The following is a 24446-nucleotide window of genomic DNA, read 5'->3' as shown; positions in this document are numbered from 1 at the left end:
CTCAGACGCCGCGGCCCTGCAGTTTCTCTTCCTCGGGGAGGTCGGCGTTGGCGTCGCCGCGCATGCCAGAGCCGATGTTCTTGCTGATCTCGGCGAGCGTCTCGGGGTCGTCCCAGTTGTTGACGGCTTCGACGACGGCCTCGCCCATCGCCTCGGGGTCCTCCGCGCCGAAGATGCCCGACCCGACGAAGATGCCGTCACAGCCGTGGTGCATCATCAGCGCGGCGTCGGCCGGGGTGGCGATGCCGCCGGCGGCGAAGTTCACCACGGGGAGACGACCCATCTCTGCCGTCTCGTGGACGAGTTCGGCGGGCGCTTCGTTCTCGCGCGCCCACTTCTCGCGCTCCTCGTAGCTCGCGCCTTCGAGCTGGCGGATGGAGCCCTTGATGTTGCGCTGGTGGTGGACGGCCTGGTTCACGTCGCCGGTGCCGGCTTCGCCCTTCGTCCGAATCATGGCCGCGCCCTCCTCGATGCGGCGCAGGGCCTCGCCGAGGTTGCGCGCGCCGCAGACGAACGGCGAGGTGAAGTCGCGCTTGTCGATGTGGTAGCGGTCGTCGGCGGGCGTGAGCACCTCGCTCTCGTCGATCATGTCGACGCCCGTCGCTTCCAGGATCTGGGCTTCCTTGGTGTGGCCGATGCGGGACTTGCCCATCACGGGGATCGACACCTCGTCGATGATCTGCTCGACTTCCGCGGGGTCTGCCATCCGTGCGACGCCGCCGCGTTTCCGGATATCGGCCGGGACGGCCTCTAAGGACATCACCGCTACTGCGCCGACGTCCTCGGCGATGCGGGCCTGTTCGCGCGTGACGACGTCCATGATGACGCCGCCCTTCTGCATCTTCGCGAAGCCGCGCTTGACGAGATCGGTCCCGCGGCGCAGCTCCTCTAGATCGGTAGCTTCGGGCATTGTCAGCGGCTTGGAACTGGATTTACCTAACGGTTGTCCTTGGCCGGAACTGAGAGACGAGACCGGCGTGAACCGGAGCGGAACGTGACGAACTGCGGCGAACGCGGTGTGGATACCCCTGTAGCCTTTTATAACGTGATGCACATACTGTGTGCGATGGGTACGGAGTGGTCTCCGGTGGAGCGCGAGGAGCGGGCGCGGGTTTTGCACGTCGACGACAACGTCGACTTCCTGGACGTGTCGTCGGCGATGGTGGCACGCCAGTCCGACGACCTCGAAATCGACACCCTCGCCGACCCCGCACGGGTCACGGAGCGACCGGCGACCACCGACGTCGACTGCGTCGTCTCGGACTACGACGTGGAGCCGATCGACGGGCTCGAACTCCTCCGGACCGTTCGGGCGGACCATCGCGGACCGACACGACTGGTCGGTGACCGTCGCCGAGAGCGAGGCCGGCGGCGCGCGCTTCGAGATCCGGTTCTGACCTGGTTCGACCGCTAGCGTTTTGCCGCCGCCTCCCTACCGCCCGGTATGGCAACGGAGCAGGGCGTCGGCGGGCGCATCGAGGCAGTCGTCGCGCGGTTCTTCGGCGGACCCCTCCCCGACAGCGAGGGCCTCCCGCGCTACGTGGCCCCGCTCCCGACGTGGCTGGAAAACGTCGGCCTCCGACTGGCGTGGCCCGTCGCCCTCGTCAACCTCGTCGGGACGCTCTTCGGCTTCTGGTACTACGCGGGCCGCCCGCTGAACCTCGCGCGGCCGCTGGTCGAGGGACAGCTCGGCGCGGCCCCGTTACTGGCGTATCCGCTCATCCCCGACTCGCCCGCGGCGACGATGTTCATCGGGCTCTCGCTGGTCGCGTGGAAGCGCGGCTGGAACGCCGAGTGGCTCCACGCGCTGGCCTTCTTCGGCTGTATCAAGCTCGGCCTCTGGACGCCGTTCGTCCAGTTGGTCATCAACGGCCCCGGCGGCATCGCGGCGTGGCTCTACTGGTTCCTCGTCCTGAGCCACCTCGCGATGGCGCTCGAGGCGTTCCTCATCCACCGCTACGCGAGCTTCTCGGTGCCCGCGGTCGCCGTCGCCGTCTTCTGGTACGGCTTCAACGACGTGGTGGATTACTTCGTCGCAGTACTGGGCGGCCCGCACCACACCATTCTCCGGGCCGAGGTCGTCGCCGGCGGGCTGGACCACACGCTCCCCGCCCACGACCTCGCGGCCGGATGGGCGGTCGTCCTGACGATCCTGGCGACGTTTCTGGCCCTCGCCACTCGCGTCGAGAAACTGAAGCGGCGGCGGGCGACCGCGTAGGTCGCGTCGGTCCCGCTGGTCCGTCTCCCGTCTCGCTCTCCGCCGTCAGATAGTGAACGAATCGTCGTCGTCGCGCTCTTCGAGGACCCACTCCAGTTCCTCGATGGCGCGCAGGATCGCCACCTCCGCCTCGTCTTCCAGTCCGGAGGTCGGCGGGTCGTGGCTGTCGTACTCGTCTTGCAGCGCCTCGATGCGGTCGCGTATCTCTGCCTCCGATTGCATGCGTGGAGATACCGAGTCCCCCGCATTGATGCTACTGGTCCCGGCGACGGCGGCGGGGTTCCTCGCAGCGCGGTCGCTCGCCGCGCTCTCCCGCCGCGTTACCGCACCACGACAACGGCGCTCTCGGTCTCGGTCATCTCGCCCTCGCCGGAGTAGGTGCGGGACTCCTCGACCTCGAACATCTCGGCGTCGAGTTCGAACTCGCCGCCCGACACGACGAGCGTCCCGTCCTCGATCTCGTAGTCGCCCTGTGCGATCGCGCCCTCGATGGCACCCACGTCGTTGCCGAACTCCGGGCCGACGACGGAGTAGTCGAGGTCGATGTCGCTGATCTCGGTCGTGATGTCGGGGGCGTCCTCGAACGTCTCTAAGGTCTCGACGTGCATCGCCTCGGCGACGGCGTCGGCGAAGCCCTCGACGTGACCGTACACCTCCACGTGTTCGAGGTCGGCGTTCAGCGGCAGGCCGTTCTCGGTCTTGTACCGGCGGAGCGCCGAGACGACCTCCATCGCCGTCTCGCCCGCTTCTAAGTCCGCCTCGTAGCCGCCCGCGACGGGCCAATCCGTCGTGTGGACCGACTGGTCGCTGTCGTACATTCTGCTCCACAGTTCCTCCGTGATGTGCGGGAGGAACGGTGCGAACAGTTGGAGGAAGGTCCGATGGGCGGTCAGCAGCGTGTACTCCGTCGAGGCGTTCCCGCCTTCCGAGAGCCGTTGCTTGGCGATTTCGAGGTAATCGTCGCAAAACGTGTTCCAGAAGAACGAGCGCAGTTCGTTCCGGGCCTTCGAGAAGGCGTAGTCCTCGAACTTCGTCGTGACGGAGTCGATGGTCGCGTCGAGTTCAGCCAGCATCCAGCGGTCGACGGCCGCCAGATCGTCCTCGGGGACGTTCTCGACGGCGTTCTGTGCGGGCGTCAGCTGGTCGACCAGCCGCGAGGCGTTCCAGAGCTTCTGGAGCAAGCGCTCGCCCGCCTCCAAATCGCCTTCCTTGTACGGGAAGTCGTCGCCGATGGAGGTCCCGGCGGCCCAGTAGCGGGCGGCGTCGACCGGGAAGTTCTCCAGCACTTCGCTCGGCGGGATGACGTTGCCCTTCGACTTCGACATCGCCTCGCGGTTCTCGTCTAAGACCATCCCGTTGACCATCACGCTCTCGAAGGGCACCTCGCCTGTGTGCTCGTAGCACTTGACGACGGTGTGGAACAGCCAGAACGAGATGATGTCGTGGCCCTGCGGCCGGAGGTCGAAGGGGTACAGCTCGTCCATCGCCATCTCGAACGATTCACTGTCGGCGTCCCAGTCCCACTCGGCGTTGATGAGCGGCGTGAGCGAGGAGGTGGCCCACGTGTCGAAGACGTCCTCCTCGGGCGTGAACGTGTCGTGGCCGCAGTGTTCGCACTCGCCGACGGGCGGGTCGTCCGAGAGGGGATCGACCGGCAGTTGCTCGCGCTCGGCGAAGGTGGGCTCGCCGCACTCGTCGCAGTACCACACCGGGATCGGGATGCCCGAGTCGCGCTGGCGGGAGATACACCAGTCCCACTCCAGGCCCTCGATCCAGTGCTGGTAGCGGCTGTACATCTTCTCGGGGAACCACTCCATGTCCCGGCCGGCCTGCAGGTACTCGTCTTTCTTGTCGAGCAGCTTGATGTACCACTGCTCGGTGACGAGGTACTCGACCTCGACGCCGCAGCGCTCGTGGACCTGCACGGTGTGTTCGTGGTCCCGCGACTCGAGCAGGTGGCCCTCGACGTCTAAGTCCTCGATGATGGCCGCGCGGGCCTGCGTGGTGCTCATGCCCTCGTACTGCTCGGCGAGTTCGGTCATCGTCGCCGACTCGTCGATGGCCAGTCGCAGGTCGAGGTCGTGGGCCTGGTACCACTCGATGTCGTTCTGGTCGCCGAACGTACAGCACATGACGAGGCCGCTGCCGGTCTCCATGTCGACGCGCTCGTCGGCGATGATGGGCACTTCCTGCTCGAACAGCGGCACCCTCGCCGTGCCGCCGACGAGGTGCTGGTTCTCGTCGTCGTCGGGGTGGACGAACACCGAGACACACGCGGGAAGGAGTTCCGGACGCGTCGTGGAGATGGTGAACGTCTCCTCGGCGTCGCCCTCGCCGGGGGCGTCCCCGTTCCCGTCCTCGACCAGTTCGAAGGCGATGTCGTTGAACTTCGTGTGCTTGTCCTCGTCCTCCTGTTCGACCTGCGAGATGGCCGTCTCGCAGTCGGGACACCAGATGGTCGGCGCGCGCTGGCGGTACTCTCGCCCTTGCTCGTAGAGGTCGAGGAAGGACAGTTGGGAGATGCGCTGGACGCGCGGCTCGATGGTCTTGTAGGTGTTGTCCCAGTCGACGGAGATCGCCAGCGACTGGACGTCCTGCGTGAACTCGTCCTCGTACGTCGCGCAGACGTCGCGGCACTTCTCCTGGAACACCCGGCGCTCGAAGTCCTGATGGCGGATATCCAGTTCGCGCTCGGTCAGGCGCTCGGAGGCGATGCCGTTGTCGTCGTAGCCGAACGGGAAGTACACCGTGTCGTCGGCCATCCGGTGGTACCGGGCGACGAAGTCCTGGAGGGTGAACTGATAGAGGTGGCCCATATGGAGGTTCCCCGACACCGTCGGCGGCGGCGTGTCGATGGCGAAGCGGGTGTCGGCGTCCCCGTCGTAGGCGTAGGTGTCCTCGGTCACCCAGCGGTCCTGCCACTTTGGCTCTATCTCGCCGGGGTCGTACTCCCCGTCGAGGCTCTCTGACTGGTCTGCTGTCGATTCCTCGGTCGGTGGGTCCTGTGTGTCACTCATGTCGAATCTGCGAACTCGCGGTCGGTCGAAAAGCGGTGCGGGCGTCGAGAGGTGGGGTTAGTGGGGCGTGGAGACCCCTACTACGGGTACGAGAACGGAGCGGGAAGCTGCTCGACGCGCCATTACGTGTACGTGGGCGAAGCGGGGGATTAACGACTTCGGTTTTCTGGTGAGGCGCAGCTTCTGTTGTCGGAGAAGTAACTGTGATTTGAGACAGTCGGAAAGCCCCGCTAACGAGAGGCGAATCGGCCGCTACAGAAAAGAGGCATAAGACCGCGAACAGCCAGAAAGACCCCGACCGCTCGATTGCCGGGACTCGCTGTGCGCGCTCGCTTCGCTCGCGTGCTTGCGTCGTCCGGGCTAATCGAGCGCCCGGCCCCTTTCAGTCCCACCTGTGTCGACTGATTGATCATTTGCGAGGTGGGGCTTTCTGGCTGTTCGCGGTCTCCTCTCTTTCTCCGATAACAGGCGGCTCGACTATCGCTAGCGGGGATTTCTGGCTGTTGACTCACGTTGTCGGTCGTCTCTCCGGTTCACCGCGTAGAGTTTCAAAGCAGATCGTGTTCGCGCTCGTCGGCCGAGTGCGAGCGGACCCAGAGCTCGCCGATGCGCGAGAGGCGCGTTCGGTACGACTTCCCGTGTTCCTCCTGTTCGATGTAGCCTTTTCCGCCGGGGCCGAGGCGGTCGACGTTGTAGATGACCTTCGAGCGGAAGGAGTCGGTGTACTCCTCGCCGAGTTCGCGGGCGAGTTCCTGTGCCAGTTCCGAGACGGACTCGAACTCGCCGTGTTCGCCGAGGAGAAAGAGGATGACCTCCTCGAAGGGTTTGACGTTCGAGAAGGAGGCGACGGGGAGTTCGACGATGTGCGAGCCGTCGATCTCCTTCGCACCGATGGTCGTTCCGCGCTCGTCGAACTCGTCCAAGAGGTCGAGAGCGGTCTCCAGCCGCTCGTCGACGTCGGCGGCCACGTCCTCACCGCTCTGGAGGTCTTCGAGCAAGCCGACCTGTTTGCGCAGTTCCTCGGCAAGTTCCGTCTCCAGGTACTTCTCGGGGACCGTGTAGTAGGTGTGGATGCGGTCGCGCTCGCCCTCGCGTTCGACCATGATCGAGTGGGCGGCGGTGGCGAACGCGAAGGAGACGGTGCGGGGCATCGCGGAGACGTTGACCCACACCTCGTTGCCGGCGTCGAGCTCGTCGTTGATGAGTTCGAACGCCTGTTCGAACGCCTCGTCGTAGGCGTAGACATCGTCGACGACGAAGCTCTCGGTTTCGGCCCCGAGCAGGTTCCGGTAGTCCTTCTCCAGCTTCTCGGCGAGGCGGCGCGAGTACTCGACGTTGGCCTCGGAACCGACCGCCCCCTCTAAGAGGATGACGCGGTCCACGTCGAGTTGCTCGCGCACCAGCGGCGCGATGAGCCGGTCGTAGTCGAAGCCGACCGGGACGATGTGGGTCTGCATACGTACTACACCTCCCGGCGGCTATAAAAGCGAACAGACTCGGTACGCGAGTCGTCAGTTGCAGGTCTCGTGAACGATGTCGCCGCTCTCGTTCGGGCCGCGCGCCTCGCCGGTGACGATGTCGTTACCGCAGGCGGCACACGTCAGCGTCCAGCCTCGCTCGGCCTTCTTCGAGCCGGCGCTCGACGCCCCGTCGCTGCTCTCGTCGTCTCCGTCGCTCTCGCTGATGGAGACGACCGTCTCCTCCTCCTCGTCCTCGTCGCTCTCGCCGCCGGTCGTGTCGCGGTCCAGCACGTCGTTCACACTGCAGTAACCGCTGGTCGCGTTGAAGCCGAAGACGAGCGCGCCGATGCCGGCGAGCAGTCCGCGCAGACGCTTGCCGTTCCGGAGCGAGCGAACCGCCGCGACGGTCAGCACGACGGCGAGCGCTGCGCGGGCGAGTCGGTCGCGGCCACCAACGTTCTCGTTGAGGTCCATACGCAACCGTCGGACTGCACGCCCTTGTAGGTTCACCTATCCGGACGACCTGCCGGGAATAGACAGGGGAGACGAGACGTAGAAAACGGCCGATCCGAGGCCGTGTTCACTCGCCGAGGGGGTCCTCGTACCCGTTGCGGACGTAGTACCGGACGAAGTTCCCGTAGGTGCGGTCGGCGGGGTGGTCCGCGACCTGTTCGTACTGGACGGTCCCGTCTTCGTCTACGACGTACGTCCCGGCGATGCCGGTCAGGCCGTGGCTCGTCTCCTCGGTCCCGCTGTACTGCTCGGCGACCTCGCCGTCGGGATCGGCGAGCAACTGGAAATCGAGGTCGTAGCGGTCCCGCATCTCGGTCACCTTCGGGAGCGGTGAGGTCACCACGGGGAGGATATCGACGTTATCGTTGAACCAGAGGTCGTAGGACACTTCGCTGAACGTCTGGAGTTGCTCCGCGCAGAAACTGCACCAGTGGCCGCGGTTGACGAGAATCACGGCGGGGCCGTCTTCTAAGTGTTCGGAGAGCGAGACCGTCCCGCCGGCGGTGCTTTCGAGCGAGAAGTCGGGTGCCTCTGCGTGTTCTAAGCTCATACGGGAGCCGTTCGCCGCGGGGCGTCATAACGGGCCTCCGGTCGTGCGCCCGCTCGCCACAGCCGAGTGAGGGCCGGCGTCTCTGCCACCGAACCGCCACACACCGCTCGTTGTAGCGATTTACCGGTAGTGCCGACCCCGGGGTCGGCGCTATCCGGAAATAACCCACAAGAATCTGTCTCAGTCGGCGTCGACGCTCTCGACCTGATAGGCCGCGCGGTTCTCCTCGGGGGCGGCGCTGGTCGCGAGCGAGACGGCGACGGTCAAGAGGGCTCCCAGCAGGATACCGACGATCCCCGGCGTCCATCCGAGATAGGCAGTCGGGAGCGAGATGGCGAGGCCGACGAGGCCGGCGAGCGTCTCGACGACGGGGAAGACGTGCAGGACGTAGAACAACTGGCTCCCGACGATGCCGGCGTACATCCCGTCGCGGGTCGTCCCGCGCCAGTAGAGCGCGAGCGCGACGGGCAGGGTGAGCTGCGCGAACCCGCTGAAGGCGGTGTCGCCGATCTGGACGAGCGTGCCGGGCGAGTAGAGACTGGCGACGAAGGAGAGCGCGGCGAAGATGACGACGCCCGCGCGGGCGACGAGCGTCTCGCGGGCGTCGTCCGTGTCGCCGCTCCCGAACGCGCGCTTCAGCGGCCGGTAGACGTCGCGGGTGAGATACGACGACCCCGACAGCAGCATCGAGTCGCTGGAGGACATCATCGCGGCCATCGCGCCGGCGATGACCAGCGCGGCGAACCACGCCGGCGTGTACTCGCCCAGAAGCGCGGGAACGACGTTGCCGCCTTCCGGCACCGTCACGCCCAGTCCCGCGGCCCACGACCCGAGCATGAACGCCGGGACGAACAGGAGGAGGACGAGAATCGGCCACAGGGCGAACGTCCGCTTGAGCACCGTCTTCGACCCGGCGGCGAAGAAGCGCTGGTTGATCTGGGGGAACATCGTCACGCCGAAGGCGATGCTCACGGCCGTCGAGACGATGTACTGCCGCGTGTAGAGGCCGCCGCCGAGCGCGAGGAACTCCGGGTTCGACTCCGCGAGCGTTTGGGTGGCCGCGCCGGCCCCGCCGACGGACGTGAGAATCCACGCGACGGCTGCCCACACGAGCGACAGCATGAACAGGCCCTGAATCGTGTCGGTCCAGGCGACGCCGCGCATCCCCGAGACGGCGACGTACAGGATCATGAACAGCGTGATACCGCCCGCGCCGACCCAGAAGGGGACCTGCCCGTTCGTCAGGCCGACGATTGCCTGCCCGGCCCCCTTCTGCTGGAGCATCACGTACGGGAACAGCCACACGAGGCTCACGACGGCGACGAGGACGCGAAGGCGCGTCGAGCCGAAGCGGTCGCCCAGCATCTCCCCGAGCGTGACGTAGCCGTGGCGCTTGCCGACCAGCCACTGCTTGTAGCCCAGCACGTACCAGAGGACGGCGAAGATGATGCCGTCCATCAGTCCCATCACGAGAATCCACTCGGGACCGGCGCTGAAGGCGAGGTTCGGTCCGCCGAAGAACGTGAAGGCCGACAGCAGCGTCGCGAAGGTCGTGAAGAGGAGGACGACGGTTCCGAGCGTCCGGCTGGCGAGGTAGTAGTCCTCGGCGTTCCGTTCGGTCAGGCGGTAGGCGACGACCCCGACGGCCAGCGCGACGACCATGTACGCGCCGACGATGCCCAACTGGAGCGCGGTGTCGGCCATCAGCGCACCTCCTCGACGCCGAGCCCCCAGTCGGTGCGGGCGAAAACGGCGAAGACGATACTCGCCAGCACCATCCAGCCGACGTGCCACCAGAGCCACACCGGGAGGCCGAACGCGACGCTCGCATCCCGCCAGAGGAACCACGGCACGGCCAGCGCCATCAGTACGAGCGCGACGGCGGCCCAGCCGGCGGTTCGCGCGAATGTCATAGTTGCGTTCCGTATCCACTGGCGGCACTAATAGATTTCGAACCTTCACACGAGGGATGTGAAGAAAATTCCTTTTCAGTAGACGCGCGTCCCGGGTTCGACGTCCCGTTCTGTCGTCAGGTGGACGACGCCGTCCTCGCCGTCGACGCCCGTGATCAGACACTCGCTCTCGAACCCGGCGACGGTGACCGGCCCGAGGTTCACGACGGCGACGACCTGTGCCCCCAGTAGGTCCTCGGGGTCGTAGACGTCGGTGAGACCGGCGGCCGACTGGAGCGTCCCGTCGCCGAAGTTCACGTCGAGTTTGTACACGTCCTTTCGAGCTTCCGGGAACGGTTCGACGTCGACGATCTCGCCGATACGCATTTCGACGTCCTCGAGGAACCGCGTCGGGTCGATCTCGGCTTCGGTGACTGTCATGGGTGTGCCTTGTGCACGGTTATTTATCAATCGCGGCCACAGGAACCGACATGCGAACGGCAATCCAACTGTGGACGCTTCGGAACGTCGACGCACCCCTCTCTTCTCTCTTCCACCGTATCGCGGTCGCCGGTTACGACGGCGTCGAGTTCGCCGGGCTCGGCGACCCGTCCGAACGAACACAGTTGCTCGACGCCGCCGGCCTGTTGCCGGTCGGCGTCCACGTCGGCACCGACGAACTCCGGGCGGACCCGGCGGCGATCGACGACGAACTGGAGACGCTGGACGCCCCCTACGCCGTCGTCCCGTACCTCGACGACGATCACTTCGCCGACGCGGCGGCCGTCGACGAGACGGCGGCGACGCTCGACCGTCTCGCTCGCGACCTCGACCGCCCGCTCCTCTATCACAACCACGTCCACGAGTTCGTCCCGGTCGATGACGAGACGGCGTTCGACCGACTCATCGAGCAGACGGCGGTGAGTTTCGAACTCGACGCCGGCTGGGCGCAGGCCGCCGGACGGGACCCGGTTTCCCTCATTCGGAAACTCGACGGGCGCGTCCCGGTCGTCCACCTGAAAGACGTCACCGCGGACGGCGACCCGACCCACCTCGGCGAGGGAGTCGTGGACCTTCCGGCCGTCGTGGCCGCCGCCCGCGAGGCCGGGACGGACTGGCTCGTCTTCGAGTACGACGACCCGGACGACCCGCTCGCCGCGATGGAGAAGGGAATCGAGGCGATGGACCGGTTACTGGCCGAGGCGTGAAGCGACGGCGACGCGGGCGCTGTCGGGTGGTATCTAGTCACGGACGCGGCGGCGACGCCAAGCTTATTTAGAGCGTCGTCGCGTAGCCCGGCGTAGTGACAGTAGTCCGTCGCGCGGGCGAGCGACGGACAGGACGGAGCTATGCACGATACAGCGAAATATCTCATTCACGCGGACATCACCGCCGCCGGCGTCGTCGAGCGGAGCGACGTCGTCGGCGCGGTGTTCGGGCAGACCGAGGGGTTACTGGGCGAGGAGATGGACCTTCGGGACCTACAGGAGTCGAAGAAGGTCGGACGGATCGACGTCGAGATCCGGTCCGAGAGCGGGCAGTCGTTCGGCCAGATCACGGTCGCGAGCGGTCTCGACCGGGTCGAGACCGCTATCCTCGCCGCGGCGCTCGAAACCATCGAGCAGGTCGGCCCCTGCAGGGCACAGATAGAGGTCTCGGACATCGAGGACGTCCGGAGCGCCAAGCGGCGCGAAGTGGTCGACCGGGCGACGGAGCTGCTGGCCGCCTTCGAGGCGGACTCCGTCCAGACCGAGGACATCGTCGAGACGGTGCGCCAGCGCGCCCGCGTCGACGACATCACCGAGCACGAGGGGCTGCCCGCCGGCCCGCGGGTGGCGGACTCCGACGCCATCGTCGTCGTCGAGGGGCGGGCCGACGTGCTCCAACTGCTGAAGTACGGCGTCAAGAACGCCGTCGCCGTCGAGGGTACCGACGTGCCCGAGGCCGTCGCGAACCTGACGACCGGCCGGACCGTCACCGCCTTCCTCGACGGCGACCGCGGCGGCGACCTCATCCTCAAGGAACTGGCGCAGGTCGGCGACGTGGACTACGTCGCGATCGCCCCGCGCGGCCGCTCCGTCGAGGAACTCTCCCGCAGCGAGGCGATGAAAGCGCTGCGCGATAAGGTCCCCTACGACGTCGTCGCCGACGCCGACTCCCCCGCCGCCGCGGTCGAGGAGAACGAGACGAGCGCCGACGACGCGGCGACCGTCGACTCCGAACGGGGTCCGGTCACCGACGAGGACGGCGGCGAACCCGCAGCCGTCGCCGGCGCCGACGGGGGAACGGCGGCGAGCGAGACGGACGCCACGGAGGTGACGGCGACCGCCGGACCGACCGGCGACGGTGACGCTGCGGCCGAGGCGACGGCAACGGACGAGGCGGAACGCGAGCATCCGACGCTCTCGGACCACGTCGACGCCGTCATCCGCGCCGACAGCGGAACCGTCCGGCTACTCGACGACGAACTGCGCGTCCTCGCGGAGGGGGACGCCGACGAGGTGGTCTCGCTGGTCGGCGACTGCGACGAGACGCCCCGGACCGTCGTCGTCGACGCCGACTGTTCGCAGCGGATTCTGGACGTCGCCGCCCAGCGCGGCGTCGGCACGGTCGTCGCCACCGGCGACGGCGAGTACGTCAAGCAGCCGACGAGCGTGCAGGTCAAGACCGTCTCCTAGAGGTCCCGCGACAGCAAGACGCCGTCGCCGTCCTCGTAGTGGTCGTCGATCCGTTCGAGTACCTCGAAGTCGAACGAATCGTAGAAGGAGCGCGCCCGCTCGTCGTCCTCGCGGGCGGTGAGCCGAACGGTCTCGAACCCGTCGTTCCGGAGGCGGGCGAGCAGCGCTCGCATCAACTGAGAGCCGTAGCCCCGACCTTGGAGCCCGGGTGCGACGGCGAACTCCGCGACGTAGGCGACCGGCGAGTCCGGGACGACCAGCGCGTACGCTATCGGGCCGTTCTCGTCGACGACTATCACGACCGGCGGGCCGGTGATGGCGACGTCCAACAGCCCCGGCCACGGCTCGTCGAGGGCGGCCGACTGGATGGCGCTGAGTCGGTCGCCGTCGCCCGGGCGCGCCTCGCGAATCATACGAGTCCGGCGACGAGTGCGACGCCGACACCGGCCAGCGCCGCCGCGAGCGTCGCCAGCATGTTGACGCCCTGGTTCCCGACGACGGTCCCCTCGACGGTCGCGCCCAGCAGGCTATCGACGGTCATTCCGACGAGCCCGCAGCCGACGACGACGACGGCCCCGACCGGGCCGACTGTTTCGAGCGTCGCGGCGGCGATACCGGCGATGATGGCCGCACCGACCAGTCCGGCGACGACCCCCTGCCACGTGATGCCGCCGTCGGTGCCGGGTTCGACGCGCCGGAGGGTGGTGATGAGCCGCGGGTTGTCGTAGAGACCGCCGAACTCGCTGGAGAAGGTGTCGGTCATCGCCGCGGCCACCGCTCCGGCGAAGGCGTAGAGGAACAGCCCCGGTTCGACGGCGATGTGGCTCGGACTGGCGACCCACGCGATGACGGCCACCAGCGCGACGATGGAGTTGGCGAGGACGTTCCCGCTCCCCCGCGCGCCCTCGTCCTCCTGTGCGATGCCGCGCTCCAGTTTCTCCTCGTAGCGGAACTTCGACGAGAGGCCGCCCAGCCCGAAGAACGTGATGAGCATGGCGAACCAGCCGTACCCGCCCAGGACGATGGTCAGCAGCGAGAGGAGGACGCCGGTGAGCATCCCCGGGAGCGAGGCGGTATCGAGCGCGTAGGCGACGTAGCCGAGGACGGCCGAGACGCCGAGTGCGATGAAGACCCGCCGCGGGCCGACCGTCGGGTCGAGTTCGAAGAACAGCCACAGCAGTAAGCCGACCGAGAGCATCACCAGCGGGTCGTCGCGCTCGAACAGCACCGACCGGAGCAGCGCCGCGACGAGCGCGCCGGTCCCGGCGAGAAACAGCGCTTCGGCCGAGTCGATGGCGACGCCCTGAATTCGGGCGGCTCCTAACTGTGCGACGACGCCGGCGACGAACCCGACGACGACGAACCCGGCGGCGGCGACCACCTCGTCGCTGTGGACGCGGTGGGCGAGCCGCTGACCGAGGTTGCCGTAGGAGACGAGCACGACCGTCCCGACGAACACCCGGACCGGGAGCCCGAACTGCACCGCGAGCAGGGCCAGCCCGGCCGCGGCCAGCGCGAACGCCGCCAGCCCGTAGAGCTTCCCGTCCTCGTAGTCGCCGGGGCGGGCGAACAGCTCGAACAGCGCGGTCCCCTGATCGACGACGGTCATGGCGAGCAGCGCGACCAGCGCGAACGGGCCGGTCGCGGCGACAGTCGCGAGCGCGGGCGAGTCCAGACCGGTGGCGACCGGGACGGCGAACGCGAGGGTCCCGACCGCGGCGAACGCGCCGGCACGCCGGACTGTCGAAGGCACGTCCCACCGGTATCCCCGAGAGCCACTTACCCTTTCCGAACTTACCGGGTCGCCTTCGGGCGCTCCGCTCGGGGATTTGGCGTCGTTGGTCCGCGTACCGTGGCTTTTAGGCGAGCGGTCGATATACTCCCTCTCGTGGGTCTCTACGACCGCTATCTCGCCGCCCGCCTCCGCCGGAGCGACGCCACCCTACCGGAGACCGTCGCGCTCGTCATCACCGAACGAGACCTGCTGACCGACGGCGCGTACGCCACCTTAGAGCAGTTCTTCGAGTGGGCGGTCCAGTACGAGGCCGAGACCGTCGTCGTCTACGTCAGCGTCTTAGACGAGGAAGCCGTCCCGACGCTGCGCCGGGAACTCGCGGACCTCCGCACGCCCGAACCCGTCGCCGTCCGCGGCCCGGGCGACGCGGCGGCCGTCGACGCGCCGATACAGATCTCCATCGGGCTGGGCGGCCAATCCGAGTTCGCCACCGCCGTCCGGAAGCTCGCCGAGGACGTCGAGAGCGGCGATCTCTCCCCCGAAGAGATCGACGAGGCCGCCGTCGAGGAACATCTCGTCTTCCCGACGGTGCCGGATCTGGTCATCAAGACCGGGGCCGAGCGCCTCTCCGATTTCATGATCTGGCAGTCCGTCTACTCCGAACTGTACTTCACCGACGTGAACTGGCGGAACTTCCGCCAGCGGGACTACCTGCGGGCGCTGCGGGACTATCAGGAGCGACAGCGGCGGTTCGGCCGATGAGCGTAGCGAAGCGTCCAAACGTCGATGGGCGAACGGAGTGAGTCCATCGGAAGTTCGGCCGTTAGACCGGATCTGGCTAGATTCGCTCTCACCGAAGACGACGCGCCAGGCGCTTCCGAGCAGTCGCAGCCCGGCGACGGCGGCGACTGTTCCACCGGTAATTCCAGCGACGGCGAATATCGGCCCGTCTTGATAGCCGGAGAGCCTGTATCCGGCATCGGCGACCACGACGAGACCGATACCGAGGAGGAACGCGACGACGAGCAACCAGCGGCGAATCGACCGGAAGAGCGCCGTGTTCTCGGAGACCATCGGCGGTGCTTCCGGAGTACGGCAGTCTACAGTTGCGCTTTGTTCGCCGATCTCAGACCAGTGGGAAAACGAGGTCTCAGCCGGAGTCGAGAAACCGTGCAGAAGAGCTGCTTTCTATAGCGACTCTTCGTCTTGGTCGTCGGCGTCGTCGGGCATGTTCTGGGAGTCAGAGCGGTCGGAGTAATTCTCGCGACCGACGTGATCGGCGTCGAGATAGTTCATCATCGTGGTGTGGATGTCGTCGGCCGTCTCGAACTCCTCCGTCTCGCTCCGCTCGAGGATCTCCCCGATGGTGTCGTTCTCGCCGCCCTGGGTCTCGATCTCGCGGTCTCCGACCTGCTCGATGACCGTCTCTCGGTCGACCGGGGGGTCCAGTTCCTCCTCGAACAGCTCTTGGGCTTCAGATTCCTGGATTGCCATGACAGGTGCTCTTCGCGCCCCTCTCTCATACGCCCTCGGCCTGCATAAGCAAGGGTCAGTCCGCCGGATCGTACTCCTCGACGGTTTCGCGCTCGCCGCTCGGGAGGGCGTCGCGGAACCGACCGAGAACCTGTTTGGCCTGCGGGACCTCGGCGTCTTCGAGGGCGCGGACCAGGGTGAGGGCACGCCGGGCGCGGGTGGTGCGCCAGGAGTCCTCGCGGTTCTGGTAGGTCCGGATAGCCCGCAGGAAGTCGATCTTGCGGAACTCCGGCCAGTAGGGCGCACAGAAGAACGTCGCGGCCTCGTTGCCGTTGGCGTGCCACGGCAGGAAGTTGGAGGTCCGCTCGTCGCCGCCGGTGCGGATGATGAGGTCCACGTCGCGGGTCGGCCCCTCGTAGAGGCAGTCCTCGATCGTGTCCACGTCGACGTCCTCGGGGGCCAACTCGCCCGACTCGACCGAGCGGGCGACGCTGCGGGCCGCGCCGAGCAGTTCCGCGCGGCCGCCGTAGGCCAGCGCGACGTTGAGGTTGAGGCGGTCGTACTGGCCGGTCCGGGCCTCGGCGTAGTCGATGGCGTCACGGACCCGCTCGGGGAGCATCTCCGTCTCGCCGATGGCGCGGATACAGACCTCGGCGTCGTGGACGCGGTCGGCGTCGGCGAACGTCCGGAGTTTCTCCTCGACGAGGTCGAAGATGTACTCGCGCTGCTCGTCGGGCCGGTCGAAGTTCTCCGTCGAGAAGGTGTAGAGCGTCACCTCGCGGATGCCGAGTTCGTCACACCAGTTCAGCAGCTCCTCGGTCGTCTCCGCGCCCGCGCTGTGTCCCTGCCTCGTCTCGACGCCCTGCTTGCGGGCGTACCGTCGGTTGCCGTCCTGAATCACGGCGACGTGGCTGGGTGCGCCCGAGAACTCTCGGTGGAGTAAGCGCTCGTACGCGGCGTAGCCGAGACGGCGGACCCGATTTCGCATCACCAGTAGCATATCAACGAACCGATAAGGCGTTTGTGGCTTCGACCGTCCGTGCCAACCGGCCGCATGGTTTTAATAGTTCGGGCGCGTACTCCCGTCTGCAATGGCGACCGGTACGGTAGACTTCTTCAACGACACGGGCGGTTACGGTTTCATCGAGACGGACGAGGCGGACGAGGACGTGTTCTTCCACATGGAAGACGTCGGCGGCCCGGACCTCGAAGAGGGACAGGAAGTCGAATTCGACATCGAACAGGCGGACAAAGGCCCGCGAGCGACGAACCTGAAACGGCTGTAAGCGAGCGCGCTCGCTTCTGAGGAGGTGTCGCGACAGCGAGAGCGACCGCTACGGCGGGCCGATTCCGAAGTGCATTAGGGACTCGCCGGCGAGGTTCTCGTATGAGCGACGCCGACGCACTCGACGACGACCTCTACCGCCGGACCAAGCAACTGCTGGAACCCGGCGAGATCCAACTCAACGGGGCCGTCGTCCACACGGAGTACGACGGCAGCGACGAGATCGAGATGATGCAGGCCACCATCGACGTCGGCGATATCATCGCCGAGGGGTACGGCATGGACCCCGAGGACACGTTCGTCTACTCGGGCAGCGACGACTCGCAGTTCGCCTCGAACCAGCACCAGGGGCTCACGCTCGACGGCGAGGAGTTCGTCTGGGAGTGTCAGCAGCTGCTCCGGGAGGGGTCGTTCGACCTCGTCTTCTACTACGAGGCCAGCGCCGATCACGAGGCCATCCTCGAGGACATCGAAGCGGCGGGGTTCGCCGTCACCGGCGTCCGCGGCGACTGAGTCGGCTTTTTCAGTCCGTTAGCCGCTCCTGACAGTTGTGACAGTAGGCGTAGTTCGGCCCGTTCGCGGACCCGCAAAAGGGACACGTCGTGGCTTCGACGCCCGCACGCTCGAAGTACGCGTTCAACTGGCCCGTGTCGCGTGCGTTGCGCCGCCCGCTGAACTGCGCGACGAGCGTGTCGTTCGCGGCGTAGTCCATGATGCGGAACATGACGACGAACGAGAGCGGGACACCCACCAGTACGAACAGGAAGACCAGCAGCCGCACTGTCAGCTCGACGGTGGATATTGCCACGCGTTAACTAGGTACTCTGGGCGCTAAAGCGCTCCGGGGGAGACGCCGGGAATCGACCGTCTGAAATGTTGCGAATCCCGCGCCGCTTTTATTCGCAGAAGTCTGAGCGTGGGTATGAGCGAAGATTTGGGGACCGTCGACCGAGCCATCTTGAACGCGTTTCAGGGGGGGTTTCCGGTCGTCGAAGCGCCGTTCGAGCCGGCGGCGGCGGCGCTTGCGGACCACGGGATAGACGTGAGCGCGGACGAACTGCTCGATCGGGTCCGCCGACTGGACGAAGAGGGAGTTCTCACGCGCTTCGGCGCGCTCATCGACGCCGAGGAGATCGGCGGGACGGCGACGCTCGTGGCGACGCACGCGCCCGAGGACGACTACGACGACCACGCCGAGCTGATCAACGCACATCCGGAGGTCGCCCACAACTACGAGCGCGAACACCCGTACCTCAACATGTGGTTCGTCCTCTCCGTGGTGGACGAAGCGCGCGTCGAGGAGGTCCTGGCCGAGATCGAAGACGAGACCGGCGAACCGACGTTCAACCTGCCCAAACAGCAGGAGTTCCACGTCGGCGCGAAGTTCCCCGTCGAGGGACCACAGACGCAGGCGGTGGACTGCTCTGCCGCCGGCCCCGACGTGACGCCGACCGACCGGCGGTCGCTGACGCCCGACGAACTGGACCTCGTCTTGGAGATTCAGGGCGGGCTGCCGGTCACCGAGACGCCGTACGCCGACGTGGCCGACGCCATCGGCGCGGAGACGGAGTGGGTCGTCGAGACGATCAAGCGCTTCGACCTGGAGGGGAAGGTGCGCCGGGTCGGCCTCATCCCGAACCACTACGCGCTGGGCTACTCGGAGAACGGGATGACCGTCTGGGACGTGCCCGACGACGTGGTCGACGAGGTCGGTCCCGCCATCGCCGAGTTCGACTTCGTGACCCACTGCTACGAGCGGCCGCGACACGAGGGCGTCTGGCCGTACAACTTCTTCGCGATGACCCACGGCCGGAGCGAGGCCGAGAGCGAGGAGCGAATCCGGCAGGTCCGCGACCGGATGGCCGAGCACTGGGACGTCTCGGGGGACGACTGGGACACGCTGTTCTCGACGCGCATCCTCAAGAAGACCGGTATCCGACTGGACGACCGCGCGGCGGCCAACGTCGAATCGGCCTGAGGGGCCCACAGATACCGATGATACCGCTACTCCACGACTTCGAGGGCGAGACGGTTCTGATATTCGGCGGCGGTCCCGTCGGCGCGCGGAAGGCCCGCCGGTTCGCCGCCGAAGCGACGGTCGTCGTCGTCAGCCCCGACTTCGCCGACCGCGAGTTCGGCGGGGCCCAGCGAGTGCGCGCGGTCCCCGACGCCGACGCGGTCCGCGAATGGGTCGAGCGGACCGACCCCGCGCTCGTCGTCGCCGCGACGGACGACGCCGCCCTGAACGACGCCGCGGAAGCGGCCGCCCGAGAGCGGAATGCGCTCGTCAACCGCGCCGACGACCACGGCGAGCAGTCGGTCGGGAACGTCGTCGTCCCGGCGACCGTCCGTGACGACCCGGTGACGCTCGCCGTCGCCACCGGCGGGCGCTCGCCCGCGCTCTCGAAGCACCTCCGCGAACGCTTCGAAGCGGAGTTCTCGGGCGTCGGCGAGATGGCCGAACTGACCGGCGACCTGCGCGAGGAACTGAAAGCGGCGGGCGTCCCCCCGGCGGAACGCCGCGAGGCCGTCCGCGCCGTCGTCGGGGATGATACTGTTTGGAAGGCTTTAGATAGTGGCAGGTCCAAGGCACGACAGGTAGCCAGAGACGTGATCGGGGATATCTCGGGTGATTCGTCGTGAGAGAGCAGACGGGTGTCATCGTCGGCGTTCGCGTCACCCACGAGGACGCGACGGTCGACCAGTTGGAGGCCGCCGCCGCGGACAGCCAACGCCACGCCGTCGAGTCGCTGCTCTCCCGGCGATTCGTCGAGGAGGCGTTCGTCCTCCAGACGTGTAACCGAACCGAGTCGTACGTCGTCGCGCCGGACCACGAGACCGGACTGTCGGCGCTCTCCCCCGTCGTGGCGGACGTCCCGGAGAGCGTCGCCGTCGAGATGGACCACGAGGAGAGCCTGCGCCACCTCCTGCGGGTCGGCGCGGGCCTTGAGTCCATCGTCCTCGGCGAGGACCAGATACTCGGCCAGCTGCGCGACGCCTACGAGGACGCCCGAGGCGTCGGCGGCATCGGCACGCTGCTCGAAGACGGCGTGACGAAGGCCATGCGCGTCGGCGAACGCGCCCGCAACGAGACGGCCATCAACGAGGGGGTCGTCTCGCTGGCCTCCGCGGCCGTCCGGCTGGTGGACAGAGAGTGCGCGCTCGCCGGCGAGACGGCGCTCGTCGTCGGGGCCGGCGAGATGGGACAGCTCGCCGCGAGAGCGCTCGCCGAGCGCGTCGACCGGGTCCTCGTCGCCAACCGCACTGTCCCGCACGCCGAACACGTCGCGGAGACGATCGACGTCGACGCGAGCGCCGTCGCGCTGGACGCCGTAGAGGCCGCCGCCGAGTCGGCGCGCATCGTCGTCTCGGCGACGGGGAGCAACGACCACGTCTTCGACGCCGACACGTTCGCGGAGTCGGGCGAGACGTACGTCGTCGACATCGCCCAGCCCCGCGACGTCTCCGCGGACGCCGCCGAGGTTCCCGGCGTCAGCGTCTACGACCTCGACGCGCTGGAGTCGGTCACCGAGGAGACCCGCACCCGGCGAAAGCGGGCCGCCGAGGAGGTCGAGGAGATCGTCGACGAGGAGTTCGACCGCCTGCTGGCCCAGTACAAGCGAAAGCGGGCCGACCGCGTCATCTCGGCGATGTACGAGAGCGCGGAGCAGGTCAAGGCCGCCGAGCTCAACCGGGCGATGGCCAGCGAGGAGTTCGACGAGGCCCAGCGCGACGTGATGGAGTCGATGGCCGACGCCATCGTCTCGCAACTGCTCGCGGCCCCGACCCGGAGCCTTCGCGACGCCGCCGAGGACGACGACTGGTCGACCATCCAGACCGCGCTGGAGCTGTTCGACCCCGACTTCGGCCCCGACTCCGGCGGCCCGCCGGCCTTCGTCGAGGACATGGCCGTCGAGGACATCCCCGAGGGGATGCGCGAGGAGATCCCGGCGTCGGTCCTCGACCAGCTGGCCGACGACTGAATGGTCTCGCTCGTCCCGTTTCTCGTCGGCGTCGGCTTCGTCGCGGTGGCCGTCGGCGGGCTCTCCGAGGTGACGAACTACACCGAACGGCAGCGCAGGGACGAGCGCCGACTGGTGCAGGCGTTCACGTACGGCTGTCTCCTCCTACTCGTATTGGGGCTGGCGGCGGTGTGGCTCAGCCTCCGGAACGCCGACCTCCCGGCGTGGTTGCTCGGGAGCGTCGCCGTCACCGTCGTCGCCGTCGTCCTCGTCCACCGGCGGCTTCGCGACCGACTGGGGCTCGACGACTGAGACGGCCGACCCGGACCGACCCAACTGATTTGAGTCTGGCAGGCCACCCGTCGAGTATGGCAGACCTGCTATCCGACGAGGAGATAGCCGAGCGCCTCCCCGACGGCTGGGAGCGAGAGGACGACGAGATCGTCCGCACCTTCGAGTTCGACGAGTACCTCGACGCTTCCGGGTTCCTGAGCGCGGCCGCGGGCGTCGCCGAGGACGCGTTCCACCACCCGGAGATGACGATCAGTTGGGGCGAAGTCGAGGTGCGCCTGACGACCCACGACGCGGGCGGCATCACCGAGAACGACATCGACATGGCCGAGCGGCTGAACGGCATCTACGAGTGAGGTGGACGGCCGCGAACGAGGCCGACCCGATGGACGCGCCGGCCCGGTACGCCTTCCGCGTGACCTTTCGCCTCGACCCGGCGCAGGGAGTGACTACCGAGCCGGGCCGCTTCGAGACGACGCTGTACCGGGCGGCCGACCCGCCGGGCGAAGACGGGTGGCTGTTCTTCCGCGACAACTGCTGGCGGGGCAACGTTGCCGACGAGGGACACGTTCGGCAGTTGGCGGAAGACGCGCTCGGGGTCCCCGTCGAGTCGGTCTCGTTCAGCGAACTCCAGACGAGCGAGGCGTATCTCGACGACCTCAAAGCGGCGATCGCGGCCGACCTCGGCGCGTTCAACGCCGACAACGTGACCGAGGTGCTCTCGAAGTACCTCGGTAGCTCTATCCGCGTCGAGTGAGCCGCGGTACCACGAACCACGCATTGTTATACGCTCGTTAAACAGGTTTTAGGGCCAACAAGACTATACCGAGATCTCCCCTATACCTGTAATCCCATGGCACACGACTATGACTTCTGGCTGTTCGACCTCGACGGGACGCTCATCGACGTCGACCCCGGGTATCCGCCAGCGGTCATAGCCCGTGTGGGCGAGCGGCTCGGTCACGAGTTCAGCGACGAGGAGGCGGCCCGCCTCTGGTACGGGCAGGGCGACGCCCGCGAGACCCTCCTCGACGAGCGCGGTATCGGTGCCGAACAGTTCTGGAGCGCCTTCCACGAGGAGGAAGACCCGCACGAACGGGCCGAAGCGACGTACCTCTACGACGACGCCGAGCGGTTCCTCGCCGACCGAACGGAGCCGGTCGGGCTGGTCACTCACTGTCAGGAGTACCTGACCGGCCCGGTCCTCGACGCCCTGGACATCACCGACTGGTTCGACACGGTGGTCTGCTGTGACGACGACATCGGCTGGAAACCCGACCCCGCGCCGCTGCACCGCGCGATGGACGAGATGGGCGTCGGCTACAACGGCCACGTCGGCGCGATGGCGGGCGACAACCCCGGCGACATCGGCGCGGCGCGAAACGCCGGTCTCGACGGCATCCACGTTGCCCGAGAGGCGGACGCGAACCGCGACCGCTGCGTGCGCGGCGACCACCGCGTCACGTCGCTGCTCGACCTCTGAATCCGGGCGCTACGGGAGGTAGTCCCAGTCCTCGACGGCGACGCGCTCCCCGGCGGCCACCGCCTCGGTCCCCTCGGGCACCGTCACCCAGCCGTCGGCCCGCGTCGCCGGTCCGAGGTCGGTCGCCGAGAGCGGCGTCGCCGTCCCCTGTTCGTGCGAGACGGGGACGAACGCCCGCCGCGCCGCGGCCGTCGCCACGTCTTCGGTGAGCGTCGCGTCGGCCGTCGGATGCGACGAGAGGGGCGCGCCGCCGAAGGCCTTCAAGAGCGGCCGCAGCAACTGGACGGCTCCGACGCGGGCGGCGACGGGCGACTCCGGCAGGAGGAGGAGGGGGCGGTCCTCGACGACGGCCAGTCCCGTCTCGTGGCCGGGCGTGATGGCGACCCGCTCGGCAATCAGGTCGCCGAGGTCCGCGACCACCTCTCTGAGCGCGTCGCCGGGTTCGGTGCCGGTGAGGGCGACCGCGTCGCGGGTCAGGTCCCGCTGGACGGCCGCCCGCAGTGCGGGCGCGTCGTCTGCGACCACGTCGCGGTACGTGACCTTCGCGCCCCAGCGGTCGGCGTACTGCGCGAGGGTGAACCCCGCCGTCTCGACGCGTTCGCCGTCGGCGGCCTCGCGCTGGACGAGTTCGTCGCCGGTCGGGACGATACCCACCTGCGGGCGCTGACGGACGTGCAGTTCGTTGCGACCGGCGGCCTTCAACAGGCCGAGATCGGCGGGCCCGAGCTGCCGACCGCGCTCGAAGACCGCGTCGTCGACGGCGATATCGGCCTCGGGGACGGCTTCGGCGGCCGTGGCGTCCTCCGCGAGCACGCGGCCGACGGCGACGGAGAGCGGGACGCGGTCGGTGCGGTCGACGGGGACCGCGTAACTCCCGAGTTGCCGACGCGCGGTCTCCAGACTACGTTCCTCCCTGTCCGTCGGTGAAGGGCCAGTCATACCGGATCGTGGAACCGAGCGAGCAAAAGGTTCCGGAGTCCGGCGGTACTGGATTCGCCCGATTCTCGCGCCCCGCTCACCGACAACGCTTTTTGCGTCTCCCGGACAGGGACGGCGTATGGTCCTCCCGCAGCTGGTCGCGCTGGGCTTCGCCGCCGTCGCCGCTTACCTCCTCTACACCGGCGGTCGCGAACTCGCGACGGTGTATCACGTCCTCCGCGACGACCCGGTCGAAGTGCGGACCCTCCACGGCCACACCGGTCCCGTCGAGATCGAGGGGACGGCCGTCGAGGGCGAGGAGGGGACGGTGACGTCCCCCTTCACCGGCTCGCCGTGTCTGGCCTACACCTACGAGGTCGAGGAGTTACGCTCCTCGGGGAAGAGCGAGTCGTGGCAGACGCTGGACGAGGGGACGGGCGGCGTCGATTTCGTCGTGGACGACGGCACCGGTCGCGTCCGCGTCGACCCGTCGGGAGCGGACGTCCGCCTCGAAGACCACACCGTGACGGTGCCGCCGGGGACGGAACTGCCGGACAGACTGGCCGAGTACGTCGCCGCGACGGACGCCGTCGACGCGCAGGACAGGACGGTGAACCTCCTCGTCACGGAGATCAACGTCGGCAACAGGCAGCGGTTCACCGAGCGCCGGCTCGACGTCGGCGAGCCGGTGTACGTCTACGGACAGGCCCAGCGCGGTCCCGCGGTCGAGTGGGGGAGTAACCTCGTCGATGCCCTGGTGGGCGACGGGAACGGCACGCCCGCGTTCGTCATCTCGGACGCGTCGGAGCGCGGGACGGCGTGGCGCATCGCCCGCGGCGGCCTCTGGCGAGTGGGGCTGGCGCTCGTCGTCGGATTGCTCGGGGTGGTCTTTCTCCGGCCGTTCGTCCTGTAGCGGCCGCCGAACGACACCCCGCTCCCGCTGCCGCCACCGCCGGGTTTAACGCTCCGCC

Annotated in this window: 30 protein-coding genes; 15 read left to right on the top strand and 15 right to left on the bottom strand. The window is 67.7% G+C overall.

Going from position 1 to position 24446, the window contains the following annotated elements:
• Position 1: 1 nt before the first annotated feature.
• On the bottom strand, positions 2–910 hold the full coding sequence (pdxS, locus tag EGH23_RS07900) for a pyridoxal 5'-phosphate synthase lyase subunit PdxS (RefSeq protein ID WP_220579469.1): 909 nt from the start codon (positions 908–910) through the stop codon (positions 2–4).
• Between the two features lie 156 nt (positions 911–1066).
• Between pdxS and EGH23_RS07895 the strand changes: the two genes are divergently transcribed.
• Positions 1067–1414: a response regulator gene (locus EGH23_RS07895; RefSeq protein ID WP_220579468.1), complete on the top strand. Its 348-nt coding sequence runs from the start codon at positions 1067–1069 to the stop codon at positions 1412–1414.
• 30 nt (positions 1415–1444) lie between these two features.
• On the top strand, positions 1445–2218 hold the full coding sequence (locus EGH23_RS07890) for a DUF1405 domain-containing protein (protein ID WP_220579467.1): 774 nt from the start codon (positions 1445–1447) through the stop codon (positions 2216–2218).
• A gap of 45 nt (positions 2219–2263) precedes the next feature.
• Here the strand turns inward: EGH23_RS07890 and EGH23_RS07885 are convergent, their stop codons facing one another.
• The 8 genes from EGH23_RS07885 to EGH23_RS07850 form a co-directional block, all read right to left on the bottom strand.
• Complete coding sequence (locus EGH23_RS07885) at positions 2264–2440, bottom strand: hypothetical protein (RefSeq protein WP_164509660.1); 177 nt, start codon at positions 2438–2440, stop codon at positions 2264–2266.
• Between the two features lie 98 nt (positions 2441–2538).
• Entirely contained in the window at positions 2539–5235 is a 2697-nt protein-coding gene (locus EGH23_RS07880; RefSeq protein ID WP_220579466.1) for a valine--tRNA ligase, read from the bottom strand.
• A 548-nt stretch (positions 5236–5783) separates the two neighbouring features.
• Positions 5784–6692 (bottom strand): HFX_2341 family transcriptional regulator, encoded by a 909-nt coding sequence (locus EGH23_RS07875; protein WP_220579465.1) that lies wholly within the window; start codon positions 6690–6692, stop codon positions 5784–5786.
• Between the two features lie 54 nt (positions 6693–6746).
• Complete coding sequence (locus EGH23_RS07870) at positions 6747–7169, bottom strand: YgaP family membrane protein (protein ID WP_220579464.1); 423 nt, start codon at positions 7167–7169, stop codon at positions 6747–6749.
• Positions 7170–7275: 106 nt separating this feature from the next.
• Positions 7276–7758, bottom strand: a complete 483-nt coding sequence (locus EGH23_RS07865; RefSeq protein ID WP_220579463.1) for a peroxiredoxin family protein — start codon at positions 7756–7758, stop codon at positions 7276–7278.
• 180 nt (positions 7759–7938) lie between these two features.
• The gene (locus tag EGH23_RS07860; protein ID WP_220579462.1) at positions 7939–9462 is read right to left on the bottom strand and encodes a sodium:solute symporter family protein; all 1524 of its coding nucleotides are present in this window, start codon (positions 9460–9462) and stop codon (positions 7939–7941) included.
• A complete protein-coding gene (locus tag EGH23_RS07855) occupies positions 9462–9671 on the bottom strand; it encodes a DUF3311 domain-containing protein (RefSeq protein ID WP_220579461.1) in 210 nt (69 codons plus the stop codon). Before EGH23_RS07855 ends, EGH23_RS07860 begins: the two co-directional genes overlap by 1 nt.
• Before the next feature lie 75 nt (positions 9672–9746).
• Entirely contained in the window at positions 9747–10091 is a 345-nt protein-coding gene (locus EGH23_RS07850; protein WP_220579460.1) for a tRNA-binding protein, read from the bottom strand.
• A 50-nt stretch (positions 10092–10141) separates the two neighbouring features.
• On the opposite strand from EGH23_RS07850, the gene EGH23_RS07845 reads away from it, so the two are divergent.
• A complete protein-coding gene (locus tag EGH23_RS07845; protein ID WP_220579459.1) occupies positions 10142–10858 on the top strand; it encodes a sugar phosphate isomerase/epimerase family protein in 717 nt (238 codons plus the stop codon).
• A 141-nt stretch (positions 10859–10999) separates the two neighbouring features.
• On the top strand, positions 11000–12328 hold the full coding sequence (gene dnaG / locus EGH23_RS07840) for a DNA primase DnaG (protein ID WP_220579458.1): 1329 nt from the start codon (positions 11000–11002) through the stop codon (positions 12326–12328).
• Here the strand turns inward: dnaG and EGH23_RS07835 are convergent.
• Entirely contained in the window at positions 12325–12741 is a 417-nt protein-coding gene (locus EGH23_RS07835; RefSeq protein ID WP_220579457.1) for a GNAT family N-acetyltransferase, read from the bottom strand. The two genes, dnaG and EGH23_RS07835, sit on opposite strands and share 4 nt — an antisense overlap.
• Positions 12738–14081 carry a DUF92 domain-containing protein gene (locus EGH23_RS07830; RefSeq protein WP_220579456.1) on the bottom strand — a complete coding sequence of 448 codons (1344 nt, stop codon included), beginning with the start codon at positions 14079–14081 and terminating at the stop codon, positions 12738–12740. Before EGH23_RS07830 ends, EGH23_RS07835 begins: the two co-directional genes overlap by 4 nt.
• A gap of 135 nt (positions 14082–14216) precedes the next feature.
• Here EGH23_RS07830 and EGH23_RS07825 point away from each other — a divergent pair, with 135 nt between their 5' ends.
• Complete coding sequence (locus EGH23_RS07825) at positions 14217–14825, top strand: undecaprenyl diphosphate synthase family protein (protein WP_220579455.1); 609 nt, start codon at positions 14217–14219, stop codon at positions 14823–14825.
• A 426-nt stretch (positions 14826–15251) separates the two neighbouring features.
• Here the strand turns inward: EGH23_RS07825 and EGH23_RS07820 are convergent, their stop codons facing one another.
• Positions 15252–15557, bottom strand: a complete 306-nt coding sequence (locus tag EGH23_RS07820) for a DUF5789 family protein (RefSeq protein WP_220579454.1) — start codon at positions 15555–15557, stop codon at positions 15252–15254.
• Between the two features lie 55 nt (positions 15558–15612).
• Positions 15613–16524, bottom strand: a complete 912-nt coding sequence (uppS, locus tag EGH23_RS07815; protein ID WP_425433203.1) for a polyprenyl diphosphate synthase — start codon at positions 16522–16524, stop codon at positions 15613–15615.
• A gap of 103 nt (positions 16525–16627) precedes the next feature.
• Here uppS and EGH23_RS07810 point away from each other — a divergent pair, with 103 nt between their 5' ends.
• Both EGH23_RS07810 and EGH23_RS07805 read left to right on the top strand, forming a co-directional pair.
• Positions 16628–16822, top strand: coding sequence for a cold-shock protein (locus EGH23_RS07810; RefSeq protein ID WP_220579452.1), 195 nt, complete (start codon positions 16628–16630; stop codon positions 16820–16822).
• A 101-nt stretch (positions 16823–16923) separates the two neighbouring features.
• Complete coding sequence (locus EGH23_RS07805; protein ID WP_220579451.1) at positions 16924–17334, top strand: DUF5778 family protein; 411 nt, start codon at positions 16924–16926, stop codon at positions 17332–17334.
• Positions 17335–17344: 10 nt separating this feature from the next.
• On the opposite strand, the gene EGH23_RS07800 is transcribed toward EGH23_RS07805, so the two are convergent.
• Positions 17345–17629: a DUF7577 domain-containing protein gene (locus EGH23_RS07800; RefSeq protein ID WP_220579450.1), complete on the bottom strand. Its 285-nt coding sequence runs from the start codon at positions 17627–17629 to the stop codon at positions 17345–17347.
• A gap of 114 nt (positions 17630–17743) precedes the next feature.
• On the opposite strand from EGH23_RS07800, the gene ahbB reads away from it, so the two are divergent.
• From ahbB to EGH23_RS07765, 7 genes are all read left to right on the top strand, one after another.
• Complete coding sequence (ahbB, locus tag EGH23_RS07795; protein WP_220579449.1) at positions 17744–18799, top strand: siroheme decarboxylase subunit beta; 1056 nt, start codon at positions 17744–17746, stop codon at positions 18797–18799.
• A gap of 17 nt (positions 18800–18816) precedes the next feature.
• Entirely contained in the window at positions 18817–19464 is a 648-nt protein-coding gene (locus EGH23_RS07790) for a precorrin-2 dehydrogenase/sirohydrochlorin ferrochelatase family protein (RefSeq protein WP_220579448.1), read from the top strand.
• Entirely contained in the window at positions 19461–20804 is a 1344-nt protein-coding gene (gene hemA / locus EGH23_RS07785) for a glutamyl-tRNA reductase (RefSeq protein WP_220579447.1), read from the top strand. Before EGH23_RS07790 ends, hemA begins: the two co-directional genes overlap by 4 nt.
• Entirely contained in the window at positions 20805–21095 is a 291-nt protein-coding gene (locus tag EGH23_RS07780; protein WP_220579446.1) for a hypothetical protein, read from the top strand.
• Between the two features lie 56 nt (positions 21096–21151).
• Positions 21152–21430: a 4a-hydroxytetrahydrobiopterin dehydratase gene (locus tag EGH23_RS07775; protein ID WP_220579445.1), complete on the top strand. Its 279-nt coding sequence runs from the start codon at positions 21152–21154 to the stop codon at positions 21428–21430.
• A 29-nt stretch (positions 21431–21459) separates the two neighbouring features.
• Entirely contained in the window at positions 21460–21831 is a 372-nt protein-coding gene (gene lwrS, locus EGH23_RS07770; protein ID WP_220579840.1) for an LWR-salt protein, read from the top strand.
• A 96-nt stretch (positions 21832–21927) separates the two neighbouring features.
• Complete coding sequence (locus EGH23_RS07765) at positions 21928–22557, top strand: HAD family hydrolase (RefSeq protein WP_220579444.1); 630 nt, start codon at positions 21928–21930, stop codon at positions 22555–22557.
• A 9-nt stretch (positions 22558–22566) separates the two neighbouring features.
• Here the strand turns inward: EGH23_RS07765 and EGH23_RS07760 are convergent, their stop codons facing one another.
• The gene (locus tag EGH23_RS07760) at positions 22567–23496 is read right to left on the bottom strand and encodes a molybdopterin-binding protein (RefSeq protein WP_220579443.1); all 930 of its coding nucleotides are present in this window, start codon (positions 23494–23496) and stop codon (positions 22567–22569) included.
• 118 nt (positions 23497–23614) lie between these two features.
• On the opposite strand from EGH23_RS07760, the gene EGH23_RS07755 reads away from it, so the two are divergent.
• On the top strand, positions 23615–24388 hold the full coding sequence (locus EGH23_RS07755; protein WP_220579442.1) for an E3 ubiquitin ligase family protein: 774 nt from the start codon (positions 23615–23617) through the stop codon (positions 24386–24388).
• Positions 24389–24446 lie beyond the last annotated feature (58 nt).

The organism is Haloarcula nitratireducens (genome assembly GCF_019599505.1).
The sequence above is the reverse complement of the archived record's forward strand: the minus strand, read 5'-3'. Positions and strand labels throughout refer to the sequence as shown.

Bases quoted from the DNA above. Each gene is read 5' to 3' on its own strand.
- pdxS (WP_220579469.1), bottom strand. From the start codon at position 910: ATGCCCGAAGCTACCGATCTAGAGGAGCTGCGCCGCGGGACCGATCTC.
- EGH23_RS07895 (WP_220579468.1), top strand. From the start codon at position 1,067: ATGGGTACGGAGTGGTCTCCGGTGGAGCGCGAGGAGCGGGCGCGGGTT.
- EGH23_RS07890 (WP_220579467.1), top strand. From the start codon at position 1,445: ATGGCAACGGAGCAGGGCGTCGGCGGGCGCATCGAGGCAGTCGTCGCG.
- EGH23_RS07885 (WP_164509660.1), bottom strand. From the start codon at position 2,440: ATGCAATCGGAGGCAGAGATACGCGACCGCATCGAGGCGCTGCAAGAC.
- EGH23_RS07880 (WP_220579466.1), bottom strand. From the start codon at position 5,235: ATGAGTGACACACAGGACCCACCGACCGAGGAATCGACAGCAGACCAG.
- EGH23_RS07875 (WP_220579465.1), bottom strand. From the start codon at position 6,692: ATGCAGACCCACATCGTCCCGGTCGGCTTCGACTACGACCGGCTCATC.
- EGH23_RS07870 (WP_220579464.1), bottom strand. From the start codon at position 7,169: ATGGACCTCAACGAGAACGTTGGTGGCCGCGACCGACTCGCCCGCGCA.
- EGH23_RS07865 (WP_220579463.1), bottom strand. From the start codon at position 7,758: ATGAGCTTAGAACACGCAGAGGCACCCGACTTCTCGCTCGAAAGCACC.
- EGH23_RS07860 (WP_220579462.1), bottom strand. From the start codon at position 9,462: ATGGCCGACACCGCGCTCCAGTTGGGCATCGTCGGCGCGTACATGGTC.
- EGH23_RS07855 (WP_220579461.1), bottom strand. From the start codon at position 9,671: ATGACATTCGCGCGAACCGCCGGCTGGGCCGCCGTCGCGCTCGTACTG.
- EGH23_RS07850 (WP_220579460.1), bottom strand. From the start codon at position 10,091: ATGACAGTCACCGAAGCCGAGATCGACCCGACGCGGTTCCTCGAGGAC.
- EGH23_RS07845 (WP_220579459.1), top strand. From the start codon at position 10,142: ATGCGAACGGCAATCCAACTGTGGACGCTTCGGAACGTCGACGCACCC.
- dnaG (WP_220579458.1), top strand. From the start codon at position 11,000: ATGCACGATACAGCGAAATATCTCATTCACGCGGACATCACCGCCGCC.
- EGH23_RS07835 (WP_220579457.1), bottom strand. From the start codon at position 12,741: ATGATTCGCGAGGCGCGCCCGGGCGACGGCGACCGACTCAGCGCCATC.
- EGH23_RS07820 (WP_220579454.1), bottom strand. From the start codon at position 15,557: ATGGCAATCCAGGAATCTGAAGCCCAAGAGCTGTTCGAGGAGGAACTG.
- uppS (WP_425433203.1), bottom strand. From the start codon at position 16,524: ATGCGAAATCGGGTCCGCCGTCTCGGCTACGCCGCGTACGAGCGCTTA.
- EGH23_RS07810 (WP_220579452.1), top strand. From the start codon at position 16,628: ATGGCGACCGGTACGGTAGACTTCTTCAACGACACGGGCGGTTACGGT.
- EGH23_RS07805 (WP_220579451.1), top strand. From the start codon at position 16,924: ATGAGCGACGCCGACGCACTCGACGACGACCTCTACCGCCGGACCAAG.
- ahbB (WP_220579449.1), top strand. From the start codon at position 17,744: ATGAGCGAAGATTTGGGGACCGTCGACCGAGCCATCTTGAACGCGTTT.
- EGH23_RS07790 (WP_220579448.1), top strand. From the start codon at position 18,817: ATGATACCGCTACTCCACGACTTCGAGGGCGAGACGGTTCTGATATTC.
- EGH23_RS07780 (WP_220579446.1), top strand. From the start codon at position 20,805: ATGGTCTCGCTCGTCCCGTTTCTCGTCGGCGTCGGCTTCGTCGCGGTG.
- EGH23_RS07775 (WP_220579445.1), top strand. From the start codon at position 21,152: ATGGCAGACCTGCTATCCGACGAGGAGATAGCCGAGCGCCTCCCCGAC.
- lwrS (WP_220579840.1), top strand. From the start codon at position 21,460: ATGGACGCGCCGGCCCGGTACGCCTTCCGCGTGACCTTTCGCCTCGAC.
- EGH23_RS07765 (WP_220579444.1), top strand. From the start codon at position 21,928: ATGGCACACGACTATGACTTCTGGCTGTTCGACCTCGACGGGACGCTC.
- EGH23_RS07760 (WP_220579443.1), bottom strand. From the start codon at position 23,496: ATGACTGGCCCTTCACCGACGGACAGGGAGGAACGTAGTCTGGAGACC.
- EGH23_RS07755 (WP_220579442.1), top strand. From the start codon at position 23,615: ATGGTCCTCCCGCAGCTGGTCGCGCTGGGCTTCGCCGCCGTCGCCGCT.